Source organism: Arcobacter aquimarinus, assembly GCF_013177635.1.
GTDB lineage: Bacteria > Campylobacterota > Campylobacteria > Campylobacterales > Arcobacteraceae > Aliarcobacter > Aliarcobacter aquimarinus.
Window position 1 is genome coordinate 1,248,140 of record NZ_CP030944.1, and the last position, 21,384, is coordinate 1,269,523.

At 26.5% G+C, this 21,384-nt stretch carries 17 protein-coding genes; all 17 read left to right on the top strand.

Features of this window, described 5'->3' with window-relative positions:
• Window positions 1-6 precede the first annotated feature (6 nt).
• Window positions 7-549: a ribosome hibernation-promoting factor, HPF/YfiA family gene (hpf, locus tag AAQM_RS06150; protein ID WP_129094268.1), complete on the top strand. Its 543-nt coding sequence runs from the start codon at window positions 7-9 to the stop codon at window positions 547-549.
• An 87-nt stretch (window positions 550-636) separates the two neighbouring features.
• Complete coding sequence (gene der / locus AAQM_RS06155) at window positions 637-2,100, top strand: ribosome biogenesis GTPase Der (protein WP_129094267.1); 1,464 nt, start codon at window positions 637-639, stop codon at window positions 2,098-2,100.
• A gap of 21 nt (window positions 2,101-2,121) precedes the next feature.
• Window positions 2,122-3,693: a SulP family inorganic anion transporter gene (locus AAQM_RS06160; protein ID WP_129094266.1), complete on the top strand. Its 1,572-nt coding sequence runs from the start codon at window positions 2,122-2,124 to the stop codon at window positions 3,691-3,693.
• Entirely contained in the window at window positions 3,686-4,318 is a 633-nt protein-coding gene (locus tag AAQM_RS06165) for a uroporphyrinogen-III synthase (protein WP_129094265.1), read from the top strand. Before AAQM_RS06160 ends, AAQM_RS06165 begins: the two co-directional genes overlap by 8 nt.
• A gap of 233 nt (window positions 4,319-4,551) precedes the next feature.
• Window positions 4,552-5,817, top strand: coding sequence for a phosphoribosylamine--glycine ligase (purD, locus tag AAQM_RS06170; RefSeq protein ID WP_129094264.1), 1,266 nt, complete (start codon window positions 4,552-4,554; stop codon window positions 5,815-5,817).
• A gap of 6 nt (window positions 5,818-5,823) precedes the next feature.
• Window positions 5,824-6,261, top strand: coding sequence for an RDD family protein (locus AAQM_RS06175; protein WP_129094263.1), 438 nt, complete (start codon window positions 5,824-5,826; stop codon window positions 6,259-6,261).
• Window positions 6,254-8,386 (top strand): LPS-assembly protein LptD, encoded by a 2,133-nt coding sequence (locus AAQM_RS06180; protein ID WP_129094262.1) that lies wholly within the window; start codon window positions 6,254-6,256, stop codon window positions 8,384-8,386. Before AAQM_RS06175 ends, AAQM_RS06180 begins: the two co-directional genes overlap by 8 nt.
• Window positions 8,386-9,039: a phosphoribosyltransferase gene (locus AAQM_RS06185; protein WP_129094261.1), complete on the top strand. Its 654-nt coding sequence runs from the start codon at window positions 8,386-8,388 to the stop codon at window positions 9,037-9,039. Before AAQM_RS06180 ends, AAQM_RS06185 begins: the two co-directional genes overlap by 1 nt.
• 2 nt (window positions 9,040-9,041) lie before the next feature.
• Window positions 9,042-11,213: a polyribonucleotide nucleotidyltransferase gene (locus AAQM_RS06190; protein ID WP_129094260.1), complete on the top strand. Its 2,172-nt coding sequence runs from the start codon at window positions 9,042-9,044 to the stop codon at window positions 11,211-11,213.
• 167 nt (window positions 11,214-11,380) lie between these two features.
• Window positions 11,381-11,749 (top strand): response regulator, encoded by a 369-nt coding sequence (locus tag AAQM_RS06195; RefSeq protein WP_129094259.1) that lies wholly within the window; start codon window positions 11,381-11,383, stop codon window positions 11,747-11,749.
• A gap of 14 nt (window positions 11,750-11,763) precedes the next feature.
• Window positions 11,764-13,863, top strand: a complete 2,100-nt coding sequence (locus AAQM_RS06200) for a chemotaxis protein CheA (protein WP_129094258.1) — start codon at window positions 11,764-11,766, stop codon at window positions 13,861-13,863.
• A 5-nt stretch (window positions 13,864-13,868) separates the two neighbouring features.
• Window positions 13,869-14,714 carry a CheR family methyltransferase gene (locus tag AAQM_RS06205; protein WP_129094257.1) on the top strand — a complete coding sequence of 282 codons (846 nt, stop codon included), beginning with the start codon at window positions 13,869-13,871 and terminating at the stop codon, window positions 14,712-14,714.
• On the top strand, window positions 14,711-15,388 hold the full coding sequence (locus AAQM_RS06210; protein ID WP_129094256.1) for a chemotaxis protein CheD: 678 nt from the start codon (window positions 14,711-14,713) through the stop codon (window positions 15,386-15,388). Before AAQM_RS06205 ends, AAQM_RS06210 begins: the two co-directional genes overlap by 4 nt.
• A 30-nt stretch (window positions 15,389-15,418) precedes the next feature.
• Entirely contained in the window at window positions 15,419-16,492 is a 1,074-nt protein-coding gene (locus tag AAQM_RS06215) for a protein-glutamate methylesterase/protein-glutamine glutaminase (protein ID WP_129094255.1), read from the top strand.
• A 160-nt stretch (window positions 16,493-16,652) separates the two neighbouring features.
• Entirely contained in the window at window positions 16,653-18,104 is a 1,452-nt protein-coding gene (gene gmtY / locus AAQM_RS06220) for a gamma-mobile-trio recombinase GmtY (protein ID WP_129094254.1), read from the top strand.
• Window positions 18,101-20,737, top strand: a complete 2,637-nt coding sequence (locus AAQM_RS06225) for a VPA1269 family protein (RefSeq protein ID WP_129094253.1) — start codon at window positions 18,101-18,103, stop codon at window positions 20,735-20,737. Before gmtY ends, AAQM_RS06225 begins: the two co-directional genes overlap by 4 nt.
• Window positions 20,727-21,371 (top strand): gamma-mobile-trio protein GmtX, encoded by a 645-nt coding sequence (gene gmtX / locus AAQM_RS06230; protein ID WP_129094252.1) that lies wholly within the window; start codon window positions 20,727-20,729, stop codon window positions 21,369-21,371. Before AAQM_RS06225 ends, gmtX begins: the two co-directional genes overlap by 11 nt.
• Window positions 21,372-21,384 lie beyond the last annotated feature (13 nt).

Here is a 21,384-nt window from a genome sequence, read left to right on the forward strand (position 1 = left end):
TATGTTATGAATACAAGTATTGTAGGAAGACACATAGATTTAACAGATGCAATTAAAAATTACATTAATAGTTCAGTAGAAGTATTTAAAAAATATAATTTAGATATAATATCTGTAAACTCAATAATTGACCAAGATGAAAAACATGGTAAAAAAGGTTTTACATTCGAATTTACTTTAAATATAGCTCATTTAGATACAATTGTAGTTAAACAAAAAGATAAAGATTTATATGCAGCAATAGATATAGCTGTTGATAGAGTATCTAAAGTGTTAAGAAGACATCATGATAAAGTAGCAGCTCATAAGGCAACAAAATTAACTGAAGTTGTAGCTTCAGAGATTCAAGATAAAATAGCTTTAGAGTTAGAAAAATTTGAAGATGAAATTACACCTATTAGATTAACTTCATATAAACCAATGGATATTGAAGAAGCATTAGAAGAATTAAAAGCTTCAGATGCTTTATTTAAAGTATTCTATGATAAAGATGATGTTATGAGAGTTCTATATAAAAGTTCAACACCAGGTAAATTTGGATTATATTAAGAAGAGCTTTTGTAATGAAAAAGGTATTAGCATAAAAGGCTAATACCTTTTTTAATTTATGATAAAAAAATTAGGATTAAAAAATTTATGGATAAGACACTAAAAAAAATTGCACTAATTGGGCAACCAAATGTTGGTAAATCTTCACTATTTAACAGAATAGCAAATAAAAGAATTGCTATTGTATCGGATATGGCAGGAACTACAAGAGATATTAGAAAACACGAAATTGAAATTATGGATAGAAAAGCATTAATGTTAGATACAGGTGGTATTGATGAAACTAATGATGCTATATTTTCAAATGTAAAAAGAAAAGCTATAGAAACGGCAAAAGAGGCTGATATAATACTTTTTATGGTGGATGGTAAAAATATACCTGATGATAAGGATAAAGAATTATTTTATGAGCTTCAAAGATTAGGGAAAGAGTTAGCCCTAGTTGTAAATAAAATTGATAATGACAAAGAATTAGAAAGACTTTGGGAATTCTTTGAATTTGGAATAGGAGATGAGAATCTTTTTGGGATTTCAGTTTCTCATAATAGAGGAACAAAAAATTTATTTGAATGGATTTATCAACATCTTCCAGTTAATCTTGAAACAGTTGCACGTGAAGAAGCTGAAGCATTAAAAAAACAAAGAGAAGAAGATTTTGATTTTGATGATGAAGATTATTCAAGTGAAGAGATAGAAAATATCACAGATGATAACAATAAAGAAGTTGATGAAAATAAAATTAATGTTGCAATTATAGGAAGAGTAAATGTAGGTAAATCTTCAATTTTAAATGCTATTTTAGGAGAAGAAAGATCAGTTGTATCTCCAATAGCTGGAACAACTATAGATCCTGTTGATGAATCTTTTGAATATAAAGAAAAGCAAATTACTTTTGTTGATACAGCAGGTTTAAGAAGAAGAGGTAGTATTGAGGGAATTGAGAAATATGCTTTAATGAGAACTAAAGAGATGTTAGATAAAGCAAATATGGCTTTAGTTGTTTTAGATGCATCAAGAGAATTAACTGATTTAGATGAAAAAATTGCTGGACTTGTTGATGAATATGGATTAGGTACTATTATTGTTTTAAACAAGTGGGATGAAAATATGGATACTTTCCAAAAAATGGAAGAAGAAATAAGAAGAAGATTTAGATTTTTATCTTATGCACCTATTATCGCTGTTTCTGCAAAAACAGGAAGAAGTATTGAAAGATTAAAAGAAAAAATAATAGAGATTCATAATAATTATATTCAAAGGATTCCTACTTCTCAACTAAATAGAGTTATTGAAGAAGCTGTTTCTAGACATTCTCTTCCTAGTCCAAATGGTGTTTATCTAAGAATTTATTATACAACTCAATTTGATACAAGACCACCAAGAATTGCCCTTGTAATGAATAAACCAAATCTTTTACACTTTACATATAAAAGATATTTAATAAATTATTTAAGAGATAATTTTAATTTTGAAGGAACTCCTATCCATGTTATAGCACGTGGGAAAAATGACAAAATCGGTGATGAAGAGTATTTAGAAAGAGATAGATAAACTTAATTTGTAGGAGTTTTCTTGAGCAATATAAAAAATGATATTTTTGCTGGAATTACAGCTGCTGTTGTAGCTCTTCCTTTAGCTTTAGCTTTTGGCGTTGCAAGTGGTGCTGGAGCAGTTGCTGGTTTATATGGTGCAATTATATTAGGTTTTTTTGCAGCTTTTTTTGGAGGAACTCCCACTCAAATTTCAGGACCAACAGGTCCTATGACAGTTATAGTTGCAGCTACAATTGCAACTTTTCCAAATGATATTTCTACAGTTATGACGGTTGTTTTTTTAGCTGGAATAATGCAAATTTCTTTTGGTATAATTGGAATTGGTAAATGGGTTAAATATATTCCTTATCCTGTTATTTCAGGGTTTATGTGTGGAATAGGTGTGATTATAATCATTTTACAAATAAATCCTTTTTTAGGTGTTGAATCATATAGTTCGATTATTTATACAATAACTCATTTTTTAGATACTTTTGAAAAATTAAATATACAAGCTATAATACTTTCATCTATAACTTTGCTAATAATGTTTTTTACTCCTAAAAAGATATCAAATATTATTCCTTCTGCATTAATTGCACTGGTTTTTGTAACTCTTTTTTCAATTTTTATGAATTTTGAAATTACAACTATTGGAGAGATTCCTATGGGATTTCCTGATTTTGTTTTACCAATTTCATTTGATATTTTAAAATTGAGTACTATTTTAACTTTTGCAATTACTTTAGCTCTTTTAGGTTCAATAGATTCTTTATTAACTTCTGTTGTTGCTGATTCTAAAACAAAAACTAAGCATGATTCCAAAAAAGAGTTAATAGGACAAGGAATAGGAAATACAATTTGCTCTTTTTTTGGTGCTATTCCAGGAGCAGGTGCAACAATGAGAACAGTTGTAAATATTAATAGTGGTGCAACAACAAAACTATCAGGAATGGTTCACTCTATTACACTTTTATTAATTGTTTTGATTTTAGCTCCATTTGCATCAGAAATACCACTTGCAGTTTTATCTGGTATTTTAATAAAAGTAGGTTTTGATATTTTAGATTATAAATTTTTAAAAATTATAAATAAAGTGTCTAGACAAGATTTAATTATTATGGTTACAGTATTCTTACTAACAGTATTTGTTGATTTAATTATGGCTGTTGGGGTTGGAATAACAATTTCATCAATAATTGCTGTTTATCAAGTTTCAAAAAATACTCAAATGAAAACTAGTCGATCACGAGTCTCTTTTGATATAGATATAGAAAATCATGAGATAGAAATTCTAAAAGTAAAAGGTTCATTGTTTTTTGGTACAGCATCAGCATTGGAGTCAAGATTAGAAAAAATAAAAGATAGCAAAAAAATAATTATAGATTGTAAAAATGTATCTTTTTTAGATATATCTGCAATTTTTACTCTTGAAGAAATAATAGAAAAATTTAAAAGTAAGGATTTAGAAATAATACTAGTATTAAATTATAGACATAAAAAGAAGATTTTATCGGTAGATACTTCAAATTTATTTAGAAAGATTAGAATTTATCATAATTTAGATGATGCAATAAATTATACACAAAAATACGAGTTGGTACATGGCTAAAATATATCTATTAAATAATCAAAAATACCCTAATATCGAAAATTTAGAAGTTTTTGGAATAGAGCATATTGTTTCTGATATTGATTTATCTAAATATGATTCTTTGGTATTTACATCAAAAAATGCTGTTTACTCTCTTGATTCTTTTAATAAGAATTGGAAAAAAATAGATTCATATGCAATTGCACAAAAAACAGCAAATGTTATAAAAGAGTTGGAAGGAAAAGTTACTTTTATTGGAAATTCAGGTCATGGAAATGAATTTGCAAATGAATTAATAAAAGTGTTAAAAAATAAAAAAGTTTTATATGTTAAAGCTTTAAAAACTGTATCTGATTTACCTAATATATTAAGGCAAAATGGTATTGTTTTAGATGAGTTAATAGCATATAAAACATCTTGTAAAAAAACGTGCGCTAATTTAGAAAAGAATTCAACATTTATTTTTACTTCACCTTCAAGTGTTGAATGTTTTTTTAAACAATATACATGGGACAACTCATATAAAGCTATAGTTATAGGACATACAACAGCAAGGTTTCTTCCAAAAGAGATAAAATATAGAGTTAGTTCTACAACCTCAGTTGAGGAGTGTATAAAACTAGCAAAGCAAATACTTCTTTAAACTCAAATTTAATCATATTTAGATAAAATAAATAATCTAAGTAGTTCGAGATTTCCATTGTTGCGGGTCCGATAATGTGTTAGTGTATACAATTTTGTAGTCAATACTGTGTGTAGCGATTCATTGTGTTTTCGCTCCTAAAGTTATGCTCTTGTATACAATTTTTGGCTTTTAGGGCCATTTTGATGGTTAACGGCTACTTGGATTTTTAAAATTATTACTAAGGAATTATTGTGAATATATTGATACTAGGAAGTGGTGGTAGAGAATACTCTATTGGATTAGCAATATACAAAGAAAATGCTCACAACTTGTATTTTATGCCAGGAAATGGTGCTACTGATAAATTAGGTACAAATATAAATATTAAAGATTATAATCAATTAGCAGTATGGGCAAAAGATAATTCTATTGATTTAACTATTGTAGGACCTGAGGCTCCTTTAGTAGATGGTGTTGTTGATATATTTAAAGAAAATGATTTAACTATTTTTGGACCAAGTGCAGCGGCAGCTAGACTTGAAGGTTCTAAAGTTTACATGAAAAATATATTAAAAAAATATAACATACCAACAGCAGCATTTATAGAAACTTCAAATGAAAAAGAGGCTTTTGATTTTATCGATACTATGAATGAACCAATAGTTGTAAAAGCAGATGGTTTATGTGCAGGAAAAGGTGTAATTATAGCTCAATCTAAAGATGAAGCAAAAATAGCAGTTTCTGATATGCTTTCAGGAGCTTCATTTGGAGATGCTGGAGCATCTGTAGTTGTAGAAGAGTATTTAGATGGTTATGAACTTTCAGTTTTTGCTATTTGCGATGGTGAAAATTATAAAGTATTGCCAGCTGCTCAAGACCATAAAAGAGTAGGAGATGGAGATACAGGTCCTAATACTGGAGGAATGGGTGCTTATGCTCCAACTCCACTTGTAAATGATGAAATTTATAAAAAAATTGAAGAAAGAGTAATAAAACCTACTTTAAAAGGAATGCAAAATGAAGGTGCTCCTTTTGAAGGTGTTTTATTTATCGGTGTAATGGTAGTGAAAGGTGAGCCAATTATTTTAGAATATAATGTAAGATTTGGTGATCCTGAGTGTGAAATTTTAATGCCACTTTTAGCTACTCCTGTATCTGAATTATTTTATAAAGGTGCCACAAAACAACTTGATAAATTAGATATTAAAATTAAAAATGAATTTGGTGTTGGTGTTGTTATGGCTAGTGGAAATTATCCTTATGGTTCAAGTACTCCCGCTGAAATCATAGTTGATAGAATAGTAGATAATGATTTACTTGAAAATTCACATATTTCTTATGCTGGTGTTGAAAAAATTGATGGTAAATTAATGGCTACAGGTGGAAGAGTTTTAGTTTGTGTTGGATTTGGAAAAAGCATAAAAGAAGCAAGAGATAGAGCTTATGCTTTATGTGGACAAGTTCATTTTGCTGGTAAAAAATGTAGATCAGATATTGCATATCAAGCTTTAAAGTAAATATAAATGCAAAATAATACAAATAATCTTCAATTAGCATCAATGCGTTCAAGAGCTTTTGCTTATGTAATTGATGATTTGATATTAACTGTTATTGTAATGGTTATTTTTTGGGGAAAGATATCAGCTGTTAGTCATGATATGGAAGCTTTAATGTTTCTTTTGAAAACTGATTTAGTTATGCCTTTAATTACTTTAAAAGTTTTATATCATACTTTCTTTGTTTGGTATTATGGTGCAACTATAGGAAAAATTGTTGCAAAAATAAGAGTTATTGATGCAGGACATTGGGGTAGAGTTTCTATTTTTTCTGCATTTTTGAGAGCTGTTGGAAGAATTTTTTCTGAAATGTTTTTTTATGTAGGTTTCTTAATTGGATTTTTTAATGAAGGAAGAAAAACATTTCATGATATTACAGGTAAAACGTTGGTAGTTAATGTATAAAAAAATAATTAGTACTTTAGTAATAACATCTGCTTTATTACAAGCTCAAGAAATTAAAAATGAAAAATTTCAATTAGTTGCTGAGGATTTAAAATCAAAGGAAAATGTGTTAACGGCAACTGGAAATGTTGTTATATTTTCTCCTACTTATTATTTAAGTGCAGATAAAGCTATATATCACAAAGAAAGTGAAATTTTTGAATTATTTGATAATGTTTTAATTATAAAAGATAATAATATCCAAACTCAAAGTAATTATGCTTTTGTAGACTTAAAAACTGATTCTTTAAATCAAGAACCGACTTTTTTGTATGAAAATAGTAGTAAACTTTGGGTTAATTCAAAAGAATCTTCAAAAAATAATGAATTAGTAGAACTTGATAATTCTATTATTTCTTCTTGTGATTGTATTGATCCTGCTTGGAGTATCAGAGCTAGTTCCATTGATTATGATACAGAAAAAAAATGGGTTGATGCTTATAACCCAAGATTATATGTTAAAAATGTTCCTATCCTTTATAGCCCATACTTAGGGTTTCCAACAGATACTACTAGAAGAACAGGTCTGTTGTTACCTACAGTTGGTTATTCAGGTGATGAAGGAATTTATTATTCTCAGCCAATATTTATTGCTCCTGCTGATAATTATGATATAGAATTAATTCCTCAAATTAGGACATTTAGAGGAAATGGTATTTATGCACACTATAGATATGCTGATTCTGTTGATTCTATATTAAGAGTAAAAGCAGGGGTATTTAAAGAATATAAAGACTATAAAGAAAAAAATAATTTAGAGAATAATGAACATTTTGGTTTAGATATTAATTATATAAGAAGAAATATTTTTTCAAATTCTAATACAAGCGATGATGGATTATATTCATCATTAAGATATTTAAATGATGTTGAATATATAACTTTGGAAGATGAAGATGCTATTTTATCAACAGATAAAAAGGTTGAATCTAAAATCAATTATTTTTATAATACACCTGATTATTATACAGGAGCATACGCTAGATATTATATAGATACATCAAAAAAATCAAATAATCAAACTTTACAAGAGTTGCCTCAATTACATTTCCATTCATATAATAAAGAGTTATTTCTTGATGGATTATTATATTCTATAGATACTAAATTTATGAATTACACAAGACCTGAAGGATTAACTGCTAGTATTTATGAAGTAAGTGTTCCTATTAGTTATAGTAAATATTTTTTAGATGATTATTTATATTTTACAGTTGAAAACAAAACTTTATTAAGCAAATATAAATATGGAAATATAGATAAAATAAAGTATGAAGATGGTACTTTAATTCAAAATAGAACCTCTTTTTTAGTTGGAAGTGATTTAATAAAACCTTATGAAGATTACTTACATACTATGAATTTAACAAGTGAATATATAATTCCTAAAAATTTAAAAGAAGATGGTGATTTATATGGTGCAACTATTGATAAAACTTCGCAAAAAGGTCGAGAGTTAAAAGCTTTTCCAATTATTGAAGAAGATAAAAATATAGTCTTAACATTAAATCAATCTTTATATGATAAAGATAGTTTAAAACAAATAATAAATCATAAGATGTCTCAATCTATTTTTTATGATGAATTAGATAATCCAAAATTACAAAATTATGAAAATTATCTAAAAATAAATCATGATTATGGTTCTATTTCAGGACGAGCAGTTTACAATGTACAAGATGAACAGTTTATTGAAAGTAGTGTAGATAAAACATTAACTTATAGAGATTTATCTTTTAGTGCGGGTTATTATGAATCTAAAGAAACAGAAAATTCAAATAAAGAGGATTTAGAATCATATAGATTTAGTGCTTCATACAAAATAGCAAAAGATTATTCTATTAGATATTATGAAAATTATAATCTAAAAGAAAAAGTTAGAAATAGACAAGGAATAGGTTTTAATATAGATGATAGTTGTTGGAATTTAGATCTTAGTATAGAAAGAGAAATAGAACCAACAACAAGAATAGATTACTCAAATAATTATAAATCTATTGAACAAGATATTATATTAGTGAATTTAACATTGAAGCCAATAGGTGGAGTTAAATACAAGCATAAAATTGAAAATAATGAAGAATAATGAATCCAGATAGCATATATTTTAAAAATAGAGAAGTTGCAGCATATAGATTAATTGATGCATTACCAATAGATAATATGAAACTAGAAGAATGGATTGTAATTGCAAGTTCTTATGGTGGATTTGAAATAGCAAAAATTGTTGCAAAAGCATTAAATGGTAAATATGATATTATGTTTTCAGGAAAAATTTATGCACCAAATAACGAAGATTGCGAAATTGCAGTTGTTACAGAAAGAGAAGAAGTTTTAATACATGAGGAGTTAGTAAAATCATTTGATATAAGTTTAGATTATGTTTATTCAAAATCTAAATATGTTTTAGAAGAATCTATCACAGAACAAGTTAATAGATTTAGGCAAGGTGAGAAAATTGAAAAATTAGAAGATAAAAATGTTTTAATAGTTGATGAGGGTATTAATACAGGTCTTACGATGATGGCTTGTATTAAAACTGCTATCAACTTAAAAGCAAAATCTATTTCAGTAGCAACTCCAATTTTACCAACAGCAAGTATTCCAACTATAGAATCAATTGCAGATGATTTATATTTTGTAAAAAAATTGGATCATTTTGTAGAGATTGATTTTTATTATGATAGTTTAGAAGAACTTAGCTTTGAAGATATAGAAAAAATAAAAAAAGGATTATAATAATGTCAATAGTTTGTGAATTTGATTTAAATGGAAAACAAGAAATTTTTGAATTTAATAAAGTTGCTAAACAAGCAAATGGAGCTGTTTTAGCAAAAATAGGAAATGCTGTAGTTTTGGCTACTGTTGTAAGTGAATTTGATAATCCTGTTAGTGAAGATTTTACACCTTTAACTGTTCAATATATAGAAAAGACTTATGCAGCAGCTAAATTACCTGGTGGATTTATAAAAAGAGAAGGAAAACCAAGTGATTTTGAAACTTTAACATCAAGAGTAATAGATAGAAGTTTAAGACCTCTTTTTCCAAAAGGTTACGTATATCCTACAACTATTACAGTTATGGTTTTAAGTGCAGATAAAGATGTTGATTTACAAACATTATCATTAAATGCTGCAAATGCTGCTTTATACACATCAAATTTACCAATCAAGAAATCTGTTTGTGGTGTGAGAGTTGGAAGAATTGAAAATAATTATGTAATCAATCCAACACCAGAACAAATAGCTAATTCTACTTTAGATTTATATGTTGCTGGATCTAAAGATGAATTATTAATGATAGAAATGAAGACTATATCTTCTAGTGAGTTAATTGAAGTTGATATTGAAGCTTTTACAAAAGTTCATAATGCAAATGAAATGAATGAAGATACATTAGTTGAAGCAATTACTTTTGCTCAAAATGCATTAAAAGAAGCAAATTTAACTTATGAAAAAGCTTTTGAAGAAGTTTCAAAAGAAAAAGTTCAAGTTGAATTAATTAAATTTACTATTGAAGAGTCTGTAATAAATTATGTTAGAGATAATTTTTCAAATGAAATAAAAGAAGCTATAAAAAAACTTGCAAAAAGTGAAAGAGCTACTCAATTAAAAGATGTTGCAAAAATGATAGCTTCAAATGAATATTGTACAACTAATGAATTAGAATTTAATACAATTTATGAAGCAGTTTCAATTGTAAAAAGAGAAATTGTAAGAAAAATGATAGTAAATGATAAAGTAAGAGCAGATGGAAGAGGTTTAAAAGATGTTAGACCAATTTCTATTGAAACAAATATTTTACCATCAACTCACTCTTCTTGTTTATTCACAAGAGGTGAAACACAAGCATTAGTTATAGGAACTATTGCAGGACCAAAAGATGGACAAATGTATGAAGTATTAACTGATAAATCAACTTCTATGGAAAGATTTATGGTTCATTATAACTTTCCAGGTTTCTCTGTTGGTGAAGCTAAACCTATGTTTGGAATAGGAAGACGTGAATTAGGACATGGTAATTTAGCTAAAAAAGCCCTTGAAACTACTATTGATGATGATTACAATGAAACAGTAAGATTAGTTTCTGAAATTTTAGAATCAAATGGTTCTTCATCAATGGCAACTGTTTGTGGAGGTTCTTTAGCGCTAAAAGCAGCAGGTGTACCTATATCAAATCTTGTAGCTGGTGTTGCAATGGGAATGGTAGTAGAAAATGATAAATATTCTATTTTAACAGATATTATGGGACTTGAAGACCATGATGGAGATATGGATTTTAAAGTTGCAGGAACTAATAAAGGAATTACTGCTTTACAAATGGATATTAAACTTGGTGGAATCGAATTATCAGTTTTAAAAGAAGCATTACTTCAAGCAAAAGAGGGTAGAGATCATATTTTAGGTTTAATGGAAGAAGCTGCTAAAGATATTGTACCAAGTGGTGCATTACCATTAGTTGAGCAATTTATAATAGATCCAAGTAAATTTATGGTTATTATAGGAAAAGCAGGTGCTACAATAAAAGAAATCATAGAAAGATTTACTGTTTCTATTGATCTTGACAGAGATAATGGAATTGTTAAAGTAAGTGGAGATAATAAACAAAATATTATGGATGCTTGTGAACATATAAAAACTATATCTAATAATGCATCACCAAGAAAAGAAACAAAAAATATAGATTTTGAAAAACTTTATCAAGTTGATGAAATAGTTACAGGTAAAGTTGAAAGAGTTGTAGATTTTGGAGCATTTATACTTTTACCAAAAGGTGGAGAAGGATTATTACATATTTCAAAAATTTCTAAAGAAAGAGTAAATAATGTATCAGATATCTTATCTGTTGGTCAAGATATAGAAGTAAAAGTTTTAAAAGTAAAAAAAGACCGAATTGAATTATCTTCAAATTAATCCTTAATAAGGATTAATTTAACTCTCCATAACCCTTAGAAAGGGTTTCATTTAATAATTATTTTTCCAATCTTAAAGATTTATAATAAAATCTAATCCTAAATTAATATTTCTTACGTTAGTATAAGTAAAATAATTTTTTATAAGTAAACTTAAGGGGTTTTAATATGGCTAAGCTTTTAATAGTGGATGATTCTACAATGCTAAGAGATATGCTCAACTATGCATTAAATGAAGGTGGATATACTGATGTTACTGAAGCTGTAGATGGAGTAGATGGTTTAGCAAAAGCAAAGGCTGCTGATTTTGATTTAATAATAACAGATGTAAATATGCCAAATATGGATGGATTAACATTAATAGGTGAATTAAGAAAAGTACCTCAATATTCAAAGAAACCGATTCTTGTACTTACAACAGAAAGAAGTGATGAAATGAAAGCGAAAGGTAAAGCAGCTGGGGCTACAGGATGGATTGTAAAGCCATTTGTTCCAGACCAGTTGTTAAAAGCAGTTAATATAGTTTTAAGTAGATAATAAAAGGATCTTTAATGTCGTTCGATATTTCTAAATATAGGGAAATGTTTCTTGAAGAAGCTGCAGAACTTTTTGAGTCAGCTGATAATGTTCTTTTAGAAGCTGAAAATAATGGTACTCTAACTGATGAAGAGATGGGTCAACTTTTTAGAGATGTTCATACTTTAAAAGGAAGTGGTGCTTCTGTTGAATTAGCTTTTTTTGCTGAATTTACACATGACGTAGAAAACTTAATGGATAAATTAAGAAATCATAAAATTGAGTTTATCCCTGAAATGGCTGAAACACTAATTGATGGTCTTGATGTGATGAAAGAGATTCTAGAATTAGAAGTATCAAATAAACTTGATAGAGAAACATTTACTAGTATGACTAGTGCCTTATTGGATGAAATTAGAGCTTATTCAAGTGGGAATGTAGTTAAAAAAGAAGAACTAAAAGTTGAAACTAAAAAAGAAGAAGTAAAAATTCTTGAAGAAGTTAAAGAAGTTGAAAAAGAAGTATTAGATAGTGATAACTTTGGTTTCTTTGATGATGATTTAAACGAACAAAGAGATAATAAAAATAAACCTTATGGAATTTTTGCTGATGATGATATTGATGAAGCACATGAAAATATAGGTTTTTATGATGATGATTTACAAACTATTTCAAAAAATACAAAAGATAGTGATTTTAAAATATCTTCAGAAGATAAAGAAAATTTTGGTTTCTTTGACGATGTACCAGAAATTACTCCAACATCTATTATGCAAACAAATGATATAGAAGAAGAGAATATCAAAAATGAAGAAAAAAAGGAAGTTAATCAAGTAGCAACTACAGAAAAAACTCCTTTAAGAAAACCTAGAGAAACAACTAATAATGAAGAAGATAGTGGGAAAAAATCAGTTTCAAACAATAATAATAGCATTAGAGTTAATTTAGATAAAATTGACTTACTAATGAATAATGTTGGAGATTTAGTTATTACAAATGCAATGTTAACTCAATTTTCATCAACAATTGAAGAATCAAAAACAAGAAATTCTGTTTTAGAAAGATTAGAATTACTTGAAAGACATATCAGAGATATGCAAGATTCTATTATGAGTATTAGAATGGTTCCTATGGATTCTATTTATTCAAAATTCCCAAAAGTTGTTAGAGATATTTCTAAAAAATTAGGTAAAAAAGTTGAGTTTAAACATTATGGAGATAATGTTGAAATTGATAAAGCAATGATTGAAGGATTAACAGACCCTTTAATGCATATTATTAGAAATTCTTTAGACCATGGAATAGAAACACCAGCTGAAAGAGAATTAACAGGAAAAGCTGAAGTTGGTTCAATTAGCATTTCAGCAGAACAAGCTAATGGTCAAATGATTATTACCATTGAAGATGATGGTAAAGGTATAAATTCTGAAAAAGTTGCACAAAAAGCTTTAGAACAAGGTCAAATTGATGAAAATCAATATAATACTATGACAGAAAATGAAAAAGCAATGTTAATTTTTGGAGCAGGAGTTTCAACTGCAGATCAAATTACTGATATTTCAGGTCGTGGTGTTGGAATGGACGTTGTTAAAACAAATATCCATAAACTAGGTGGTGCAATTAAACTTGATACCCATATAGGTGAGGGTACAACAATAACTATTATGTTACCTTTAACACTTGCTATTTTGGATGGATTAGATATCAGAGTTGGTAATCAAAAATATATTTTACCTTTAAGTTCAATTGTTGAATCATTACAACCAACATCAGAGATGATTAAGAAAATTGGTGATGGAACACAAGATTTATTAATGCTTAGAGAAGAATTTATTCCTGTTGTTAAACTACATCAATTATTTGGTTTAGAAAAAAGTTTTGAAAAACTAGAAGATGGAATGTTAATAGTTGTAAAATCAGGAAATACAAAAGTAGCTCTTTCTATTGATGAATTTTTAAATCAACATCAAGTGGTTGTAAAACCTTTAGATAAAAATTTTAGAAGTGTTCAAGGAATTGGTGCAGCAACAGTAAGAGGGGATGGAAGTATAGGTTTAATTTTAGATGTAGTTGGAATAATAAATGCACAAATTAAAATTGAAAAAGATATGAATGCAGCAAGAAGGGCTTCTTAAAAAAAATGAGATATACAACTCAGGATGTTCATGACAAAGTAAAAAAGCTTCTTTATTCTTTAACAGGCATTACATTGTCTGATAATAAAGATATTATGATTTCAAATAGAATTGATAAATTAAAGAGAAATTGTAGATATTCAGGCGATATTATGGATTTATTAATCTCAATAGAGCAGGGAAATTATGTAACAGAATTTATTAATTCTTTTACTACAAATAAAACTCATTTTTTTAGAGAAGATTTTCATTTTGTTGATTTAAAAGATAGAGTTCTTCCTTCTTTTGCAAATAGTGGAACTAAAATTAATATGTATTGCTCCGCTTCCTCTACAGGTGAAGAACCTTATTCTATGGCAATGACCATTTTAAAGGCTATAGAGGATTTAGGAAGAAATATTAATGCATCAATAATTGCAACAGATATAGATACAAATGTTTTACAGTATGCAGCTGATGGTATATACAGATACTCTAAATCTTCAAAAGAATTTCCAGAGTGGATAAAACCTCAAAAATATTTTAAAAGAAGAGTTCAAAAAAATCTTGCTGGCGAAGAAGTTTTGATTAAAGTAAATGATGAATTAAAAAAAATGATTACATTTCATGTGATGAATTTAAATGATTCTTCATATCCTTTTTCTCAAAATCAATTTGATGTAATTTTTTGTAGAAATGTATTAATATACTTTTCTGCTGAAGACCAAAATAAAATACTTAAAAAATTATTTAAACATCTAAAAATAGGTGGGACCTTATATTTAGGACATTCAGAGAACCCGCAGGATTTAGTACATTATGTAAAAAGGGTTGGACAAAATATTTTCGTAAAAGAAAAGGAAATAACTTGATAGTAATTGGACATAAAGATGGAAGTATAGAAAAAACTTCATCAGTTAGATTTACACAAAAGACAAAAGGATATCCAACTCATACTGTAATTGGTGGAGAGTTTGCTGTTGGTAGTGATACTGAAGAAATAGCTTTTAAAACTTTACTTGGTTCTTGTGTTGCTATTATGTTTTATGATAAAGTAAAAAAAATAAAAGGGATGAATCATTTTTTGCTTCCTAAAACAAATAATACTAATGATGATATGAAATATGGTTTATATTCTGTTGAAGCCATGCTAAATGAAATGTATAAATTAGGATGCAGTAAAGCTAATATGCTAGCTAAAATATCAGGTGGTGCTGATATTATGCAAATTAATATGTCAAGTCAATCTATAGGTTTTAGAAATGTAGAATTTGCAAAAGATTTTTGTAAATCAGAAGGATTTAAATTAATAAGTGAACATACACGTGGTGAACATGGAAGATTGATTTTATTAGCAAATGATTTTGAAACATTTATTAAAGTTACACAAAAATCTGAAACTGATAATAAAATTCTATCTGAAGAAAAAACACTACAACAAGAGATTACAAAAGCACCTGTTATCAAAGAATATGTTGGTGGAGTGGACTTATTTGGTATTGATACTAAAGAAGTTGAGCCTCAAATGGAAATTGAACTTTTCTAAAATAAAAAAGTAGGGTAGAGGTAAAATAGTTTGTATACAGTTTTAGTGATAGATGATTCTCCTTCAATGAGAAGAATCATAAAAGATATGATTAACTCTATTGACGAATTTGAAGTTGTTTGTGTTGCAACAGATGCTTATGATGCAAGAGAAAAAATCAAGGAATATGAACCTGATTTGGTTACAATAGATATTAATATGCCCAAAATGGACGGTGTTACATTTTTAAGAAATTTAATGAGACTTCACCCTATGCCGGCTGTTGTTATTTCAGGTGAAAGTGTAAGAGGGAATGATATTTTTGATGATGGTGCTGTAGGTTTTATTCCTAAACCTGAGACAGGTGAATCGATGAATTCATTTCAAGAAAGAATTAAAGATACGCTTTTAAATTTAACATTTTTATTAAAAAGATATACATTAAAAAAGCCTCCTGCTCTTAAAAAAAATCCTAAATCTTCATCAAATATTGAGTTCAAAATTCATCCTGATGAAGTTATACCATTAAAAGCTGCGATATTCCCTGGTATGAAGTTAATAGCAATAGGTTCTTCAACGGGAGGAGTAGAATCTTTATTAAAAGTTTTTAGAAGACTTCCAGCTGGCTTACCACCTATTTTAATAACTCAACATATTCCTTATGGTTTTTCTAATTCTTTTGCTCATAGATTAAATGATAATTCAGAAGTTATAGTTTGTGAAGCAAAAGATGGAATGATTTTAGAAAGAGGTCATGGTTATTTAGCTCCGGGAAATATGCATTTAACAATTGAAAAGTATGCAAATGAATATAGAACAAAACTTTTGGATACAAAAAAAGTTAGTCAACATAAACCAAGTGTTGATGTTTTATTTAGATCAGTTAATAATGCAGTTGGTGGTAGTGCTATGGCTATCATGATGACAGGAATGGGTGATGATGGAACAATTGCAATGAAAGAGCTTCATGATAACGGTGCATATACAGTTGCACAAAACGAAGAGAGTTGTGTTGTTTTTGGAATGCCGATGAAAGCCATTCAAGCAGGTGCAGTAAAAGACATAGTTCATTTAGATGAAATTGCTGATTATATAATTGAATTCTCAAAAGGAAGAAGGAAATAGCTTCTTCCTTTAATATGTTTTAGTATTGAAAACTTTAATTATATATAGTATAATAAATATAATACTATAAAAAGTGATTGTAGTATTTTTCTAAAGAAATTTATATTTTTTATATATTAATTAAGTACAAAATTATAGTAATAAATATAATATTGTAATAATGAATAAACAAAATAATTCTCCCAAATTTCATACTGTTGTTACTATAAATGTTAGAACAGAATTTATTACTAGAAATTTTAAAGTAATATTTACTAATAATGGTATTTTTTATCCTTTGCTTGACTATTTTATTAATAATCAATTTAAAAGTATTTCTTGGCAAAATAATGCAACATATATAGTTGGTTTATTTATTGATTATATTTTTGTGAACAAGAATTTTGATTTAAATAATGATAGAAATAGAAAAATCTATTTTATGCCAAATTTTATTAAATTATTACAAAATGGTAGTATTACGAATGAAGGTGAAGATTCTTTAGAATTATTTTGGTTTCCTAAAAAAATTTCTAGAGTTAATTCATTAATAAATGTACTTTATAGTTTTTTAGATTGGTACTATAAAAAGAGTAGAAATAAAGATAGTATTTTTGTTAAAGATTATAACGATTTATCAATGAATGAGAAAATATTATATCTTAGACATTGGAATAATAAAAGGCAAACCTCATTATTAAGCCATATAAAAACTTTGGATAAGAATCCTTCAGCTATATATGAAATTAACAAAAAAGTTAATTTTTTTAAATCAGAAATATATGATATTAAATATTTTGATAACAGTAAAATAATAGATTTATTATTTACGGGATTTAAAAGAGGTTCTGATTCATATGATATAAGAAATATTATGATTACTATATTAATGCATTTTGGAGGAACAAGATTATCTGAGCCTTTTCATTTATTTGTTAATGATGTTATGGAAGATCCAAATAATCCAGGATGTGCATTAGTAAAATTATATCATCCAGAAGATGGTTATATAACTTATTTTGATAAATACACTAATAAAACTGTTGAATTAACAAGAAAAGAATATTTACAAAAGAAATACAATCTGACACCTAGAAATTTACAAACAGGAACAAATCATGCTGGCTGGAAAGATTTAGCACTGGATAAAACAGGGAAATTTAATTATGCTATAGTTTATTGGTTTCCAACTTGGGCAGGTAAATTATTTTGGGATTTATATAAAAAATATATAATGGAAATACGACCTAAAAATTTATATAATCCATATTTATTTGTTAGCACTCATCATAAAAGTTTTGGATTACCATATACAATTAATGCTTTTAGAGATTCTCATAAAAATGCTATAAAAAAAATCAAATTACATTATAAAAAAGAATTTGGAACAACACCTCATTCTCATAGACATGCATATGGTCAAAATTTACATAATAGTGGTCTTTCTAAAAACATCATTCAAAAAGCCCTACATCATAAATCACCATTTAGTCAAATGGTATATACATTACCTTCTGTTGAAAAAATTAATCAAGTATTAAATGAAGCAAGCAATAATATAAATGAACAAATATTTATAGAAAAAAACAATGAAAATTTTTTTGAAAATTTAAAGGAGAAGTTTCTTAGATGAATGAATGGAATTTATATATTGACAAATGGGCATTAGTAAAAAATATTAATATTGATTTTCTAAAAGAATTTAAAATAATATTTTTAGAATTTTTATACGAAAATACTATAGAGACTACATTAAGAGAGAATTTTCAATTAATATTATTAGAAAATATTGATAAGTTTGAAAAAAAAACATTTAGTTTGATTATAAACTTTGTGATATGGTTTTACAAAGAAACAAATAAAAGTTTTAATAAATTTCAAATTGATGATCTAATAAATAAAACAAAAGGAATATCTTTTACTAAAGGGAAAAGAAGCGATCCTTTTTTTGAATGGGCTCTTCATTATGATATATCCCTATACTTATGGACTATTTTTTTCTCAACTTACTTAGAATTAAAAAAAAATTCTTATAATTTATATCGACAAGCTTTTATAAATTTTTTAGATTATTTAATTTACTATCCTAATATTACAAGGGATCCTTTTTTATATCTAAGCATAAATTATGATATACCTGAAGAATTTAAAAGATATGCAATTAATATAAAAAAATTACCAGAAAACAATACAGGACTTCGAAATAATTTATCAAAACTATGCGATTTCTTTGATTGGTTTTTAATTGTTAATTGTACTTATGATAAAAATCATCAAATTATTGATACAAATTATAAAAATCCCATTGAAAAGATTTCAATAAAAAATAAAAATTATACGGAAACCTATAGAAATGCTTTACCTAGTAGATATTTACGTATACTTGAAGAAATAATAACAAAAGATGATTTCAAATGGCCTAAAACATTGAAAAATGAATGGATAATTCATAATAATGAAAGAATTTGGAGTCCTGTAACAACATATTTAATACTACTTAAATTAAAAACACCTATTAGAACTTATCAATTAAGATATTTAGATAGTGGAGAAGGGGATAAATTTTATTTTGATTATGATAAATGGAATTGGGAAATAAATGCTAACGCTATTTATAAAAATCAAAAAAATTATAAAGGTGTTTTAAAAAAAATTGTGGATAACAATACTCAAAATGAACTTATTGGATTATATATTAATACAAATAAAACAAAAGATTCAAATAGTGATTTAAAGGGTTATACTATTCCATGGGAAAATAAAGAAATTATAAAAATAATTTCAGATTTAATAAAATGGCAAAAGAAATACAATCCTGTGAAAAAACCTTATAAATGGGTAGATATAAAAGATATAAATTTAGCAAAGAAATCAAAAGAAATATTAAAAGAAATGGGTGAAAACTTCTTTTTATTTAGAGATAAATCAAATGAAAATCATGAAGAGCCTATTATTGATTCAAGAGTTCAATATTATTGGAAAGCATTATTAGCTGAATTAGAAAAAAGAATAAACAAAGAAAGAGAATTGTCAAACGATAAGCCTATTTTTTTTATAGAAAAATGGCAAGGAACAAAACCAGTGGTTAGTTATTATGATTTACACTCTCTTAGAGTTACAAATCTTACAGCGCTACATCAAGTAGGAGTTCCATATACAATTTTAAGTAAATATCTTGCTGGACATAGCACAATATTAATGACTATGTATTATACAAAATATAATCAAACACATATTTCAGAAACTTTAAATAAAGCAACAAAGGAAATTTCATTAAAAGAACAAGAAAATTTTAATAATTTTATAGCTAATGCAAAATATGAAGAATTAGAAAATAATCTCGTTTATAATAATATAAGTGCCTTAGATTCAATTACTCAATTAAATACAAAAAGCTGTTTAACTTCAGATATAGGAATTTGCCCTGTTGGTGAAAATAAATGTTTAGAAGGCGGTGATTTGATTAGTTCTGGAGGAGGTTATACTCAAATTTATAATTCTGTTGGAAATGGTCCAAAGAATTGTATTAGATGCCGATTTTTTATTACTGGTGTACCTTTTTTATTAGGATTAATTTCAAGATTTAATGAATTAGCCATAATTATAAAAGAAAAAACTATCATTTATAAAAAATCAGAAAAAAAATATGAAGAGTTATTTAATGAAAAATATAATTGTGAGAAAGAAAACAAAGCTTTTTTAAAATGGAAAGATTTAGAACTAGCAGACAGTCACTATAATAAACATAATAATGAATTAGATCAGCTATTATTAGATTGGCAATCTTTGTATAATTTAATTGAACAATGCAAAGTAATTCAAGAAAATCAAATAAAAGAAAATTCTAATAAATTTAATTTAATAACTAATGGAGATATTATGAATATAAACTATAGTATCACTGAATGTTCAGAATTTGAATTATACGATGAAGTTTGTCAAAGTTCAATTTTTTATGAAAGTATTCAAGCCAATATCGCAAATATGAAAAGAAATCAAATAATAAATAAAATGCTTTTAAATAATGATATGGAACCTTATTTTTTATTTTTAAATGAAGATGAATCACTTCATGTAGGAAATGAATTTATTAAATTGTTGATGATAAAGTTAGGAAAACCAAATGCTATAGATGTTTTTAATAATAAAAATAAACTATTAGATTTTGGTTTAAAAATAGATATAAAAAATGAAATAAATGAATTGTTAAATAATAAGTATGAATATAAAAATAAAATAATTACAAGGATTGATTATGAAAAATAAGATAGATATAGAAAAAATTGATAATTTTTTTCAGAATATTCTTGATAAAACAGATTCAAAAAAGAAAAAGGATAATTTAAAAATAGTTTATGATATATTATTGCATTTGTATAAAACTGGCAGCAATAATTTTTCAATAGCATTAATAGGAAAGCTATCAAAGAAAGAGGGTGGTCCTATCACTCAAACAATAAGAAATGTTCAAGGAAAAGATTATAGAGATTTAATTGAATTTTTTGTAAATAATATTACTGTATCAGATACGTATAAAGAAAATAGTGATTATAAACTATCTGATTATATTGATGATCCAGCATTAAAGGCTCATATTAATATAATTATTTCAGAAAATAAATCATTGAAAAATCAATTAAATATTTTAAAAAATAATATGAATAAAAATTATAAACTAAATTACCATGTAGAGAACAATATTAATAATAGTTTAACTGATACTAGTAAAAATACATTACTTAGTTCAGAAATAGAATCAATAACTAAATTTATAAAAGATATTGAAACAAATAGTATCTCCATTAAATTAACTGATATAGGTTCTTTAAAAGATGAAAATGATATTTTAATCGCAAATCCAGGTTTTTTTGATGGATTAAAGAAAATAATACTAACTTAAGAAGTGTTTTAAG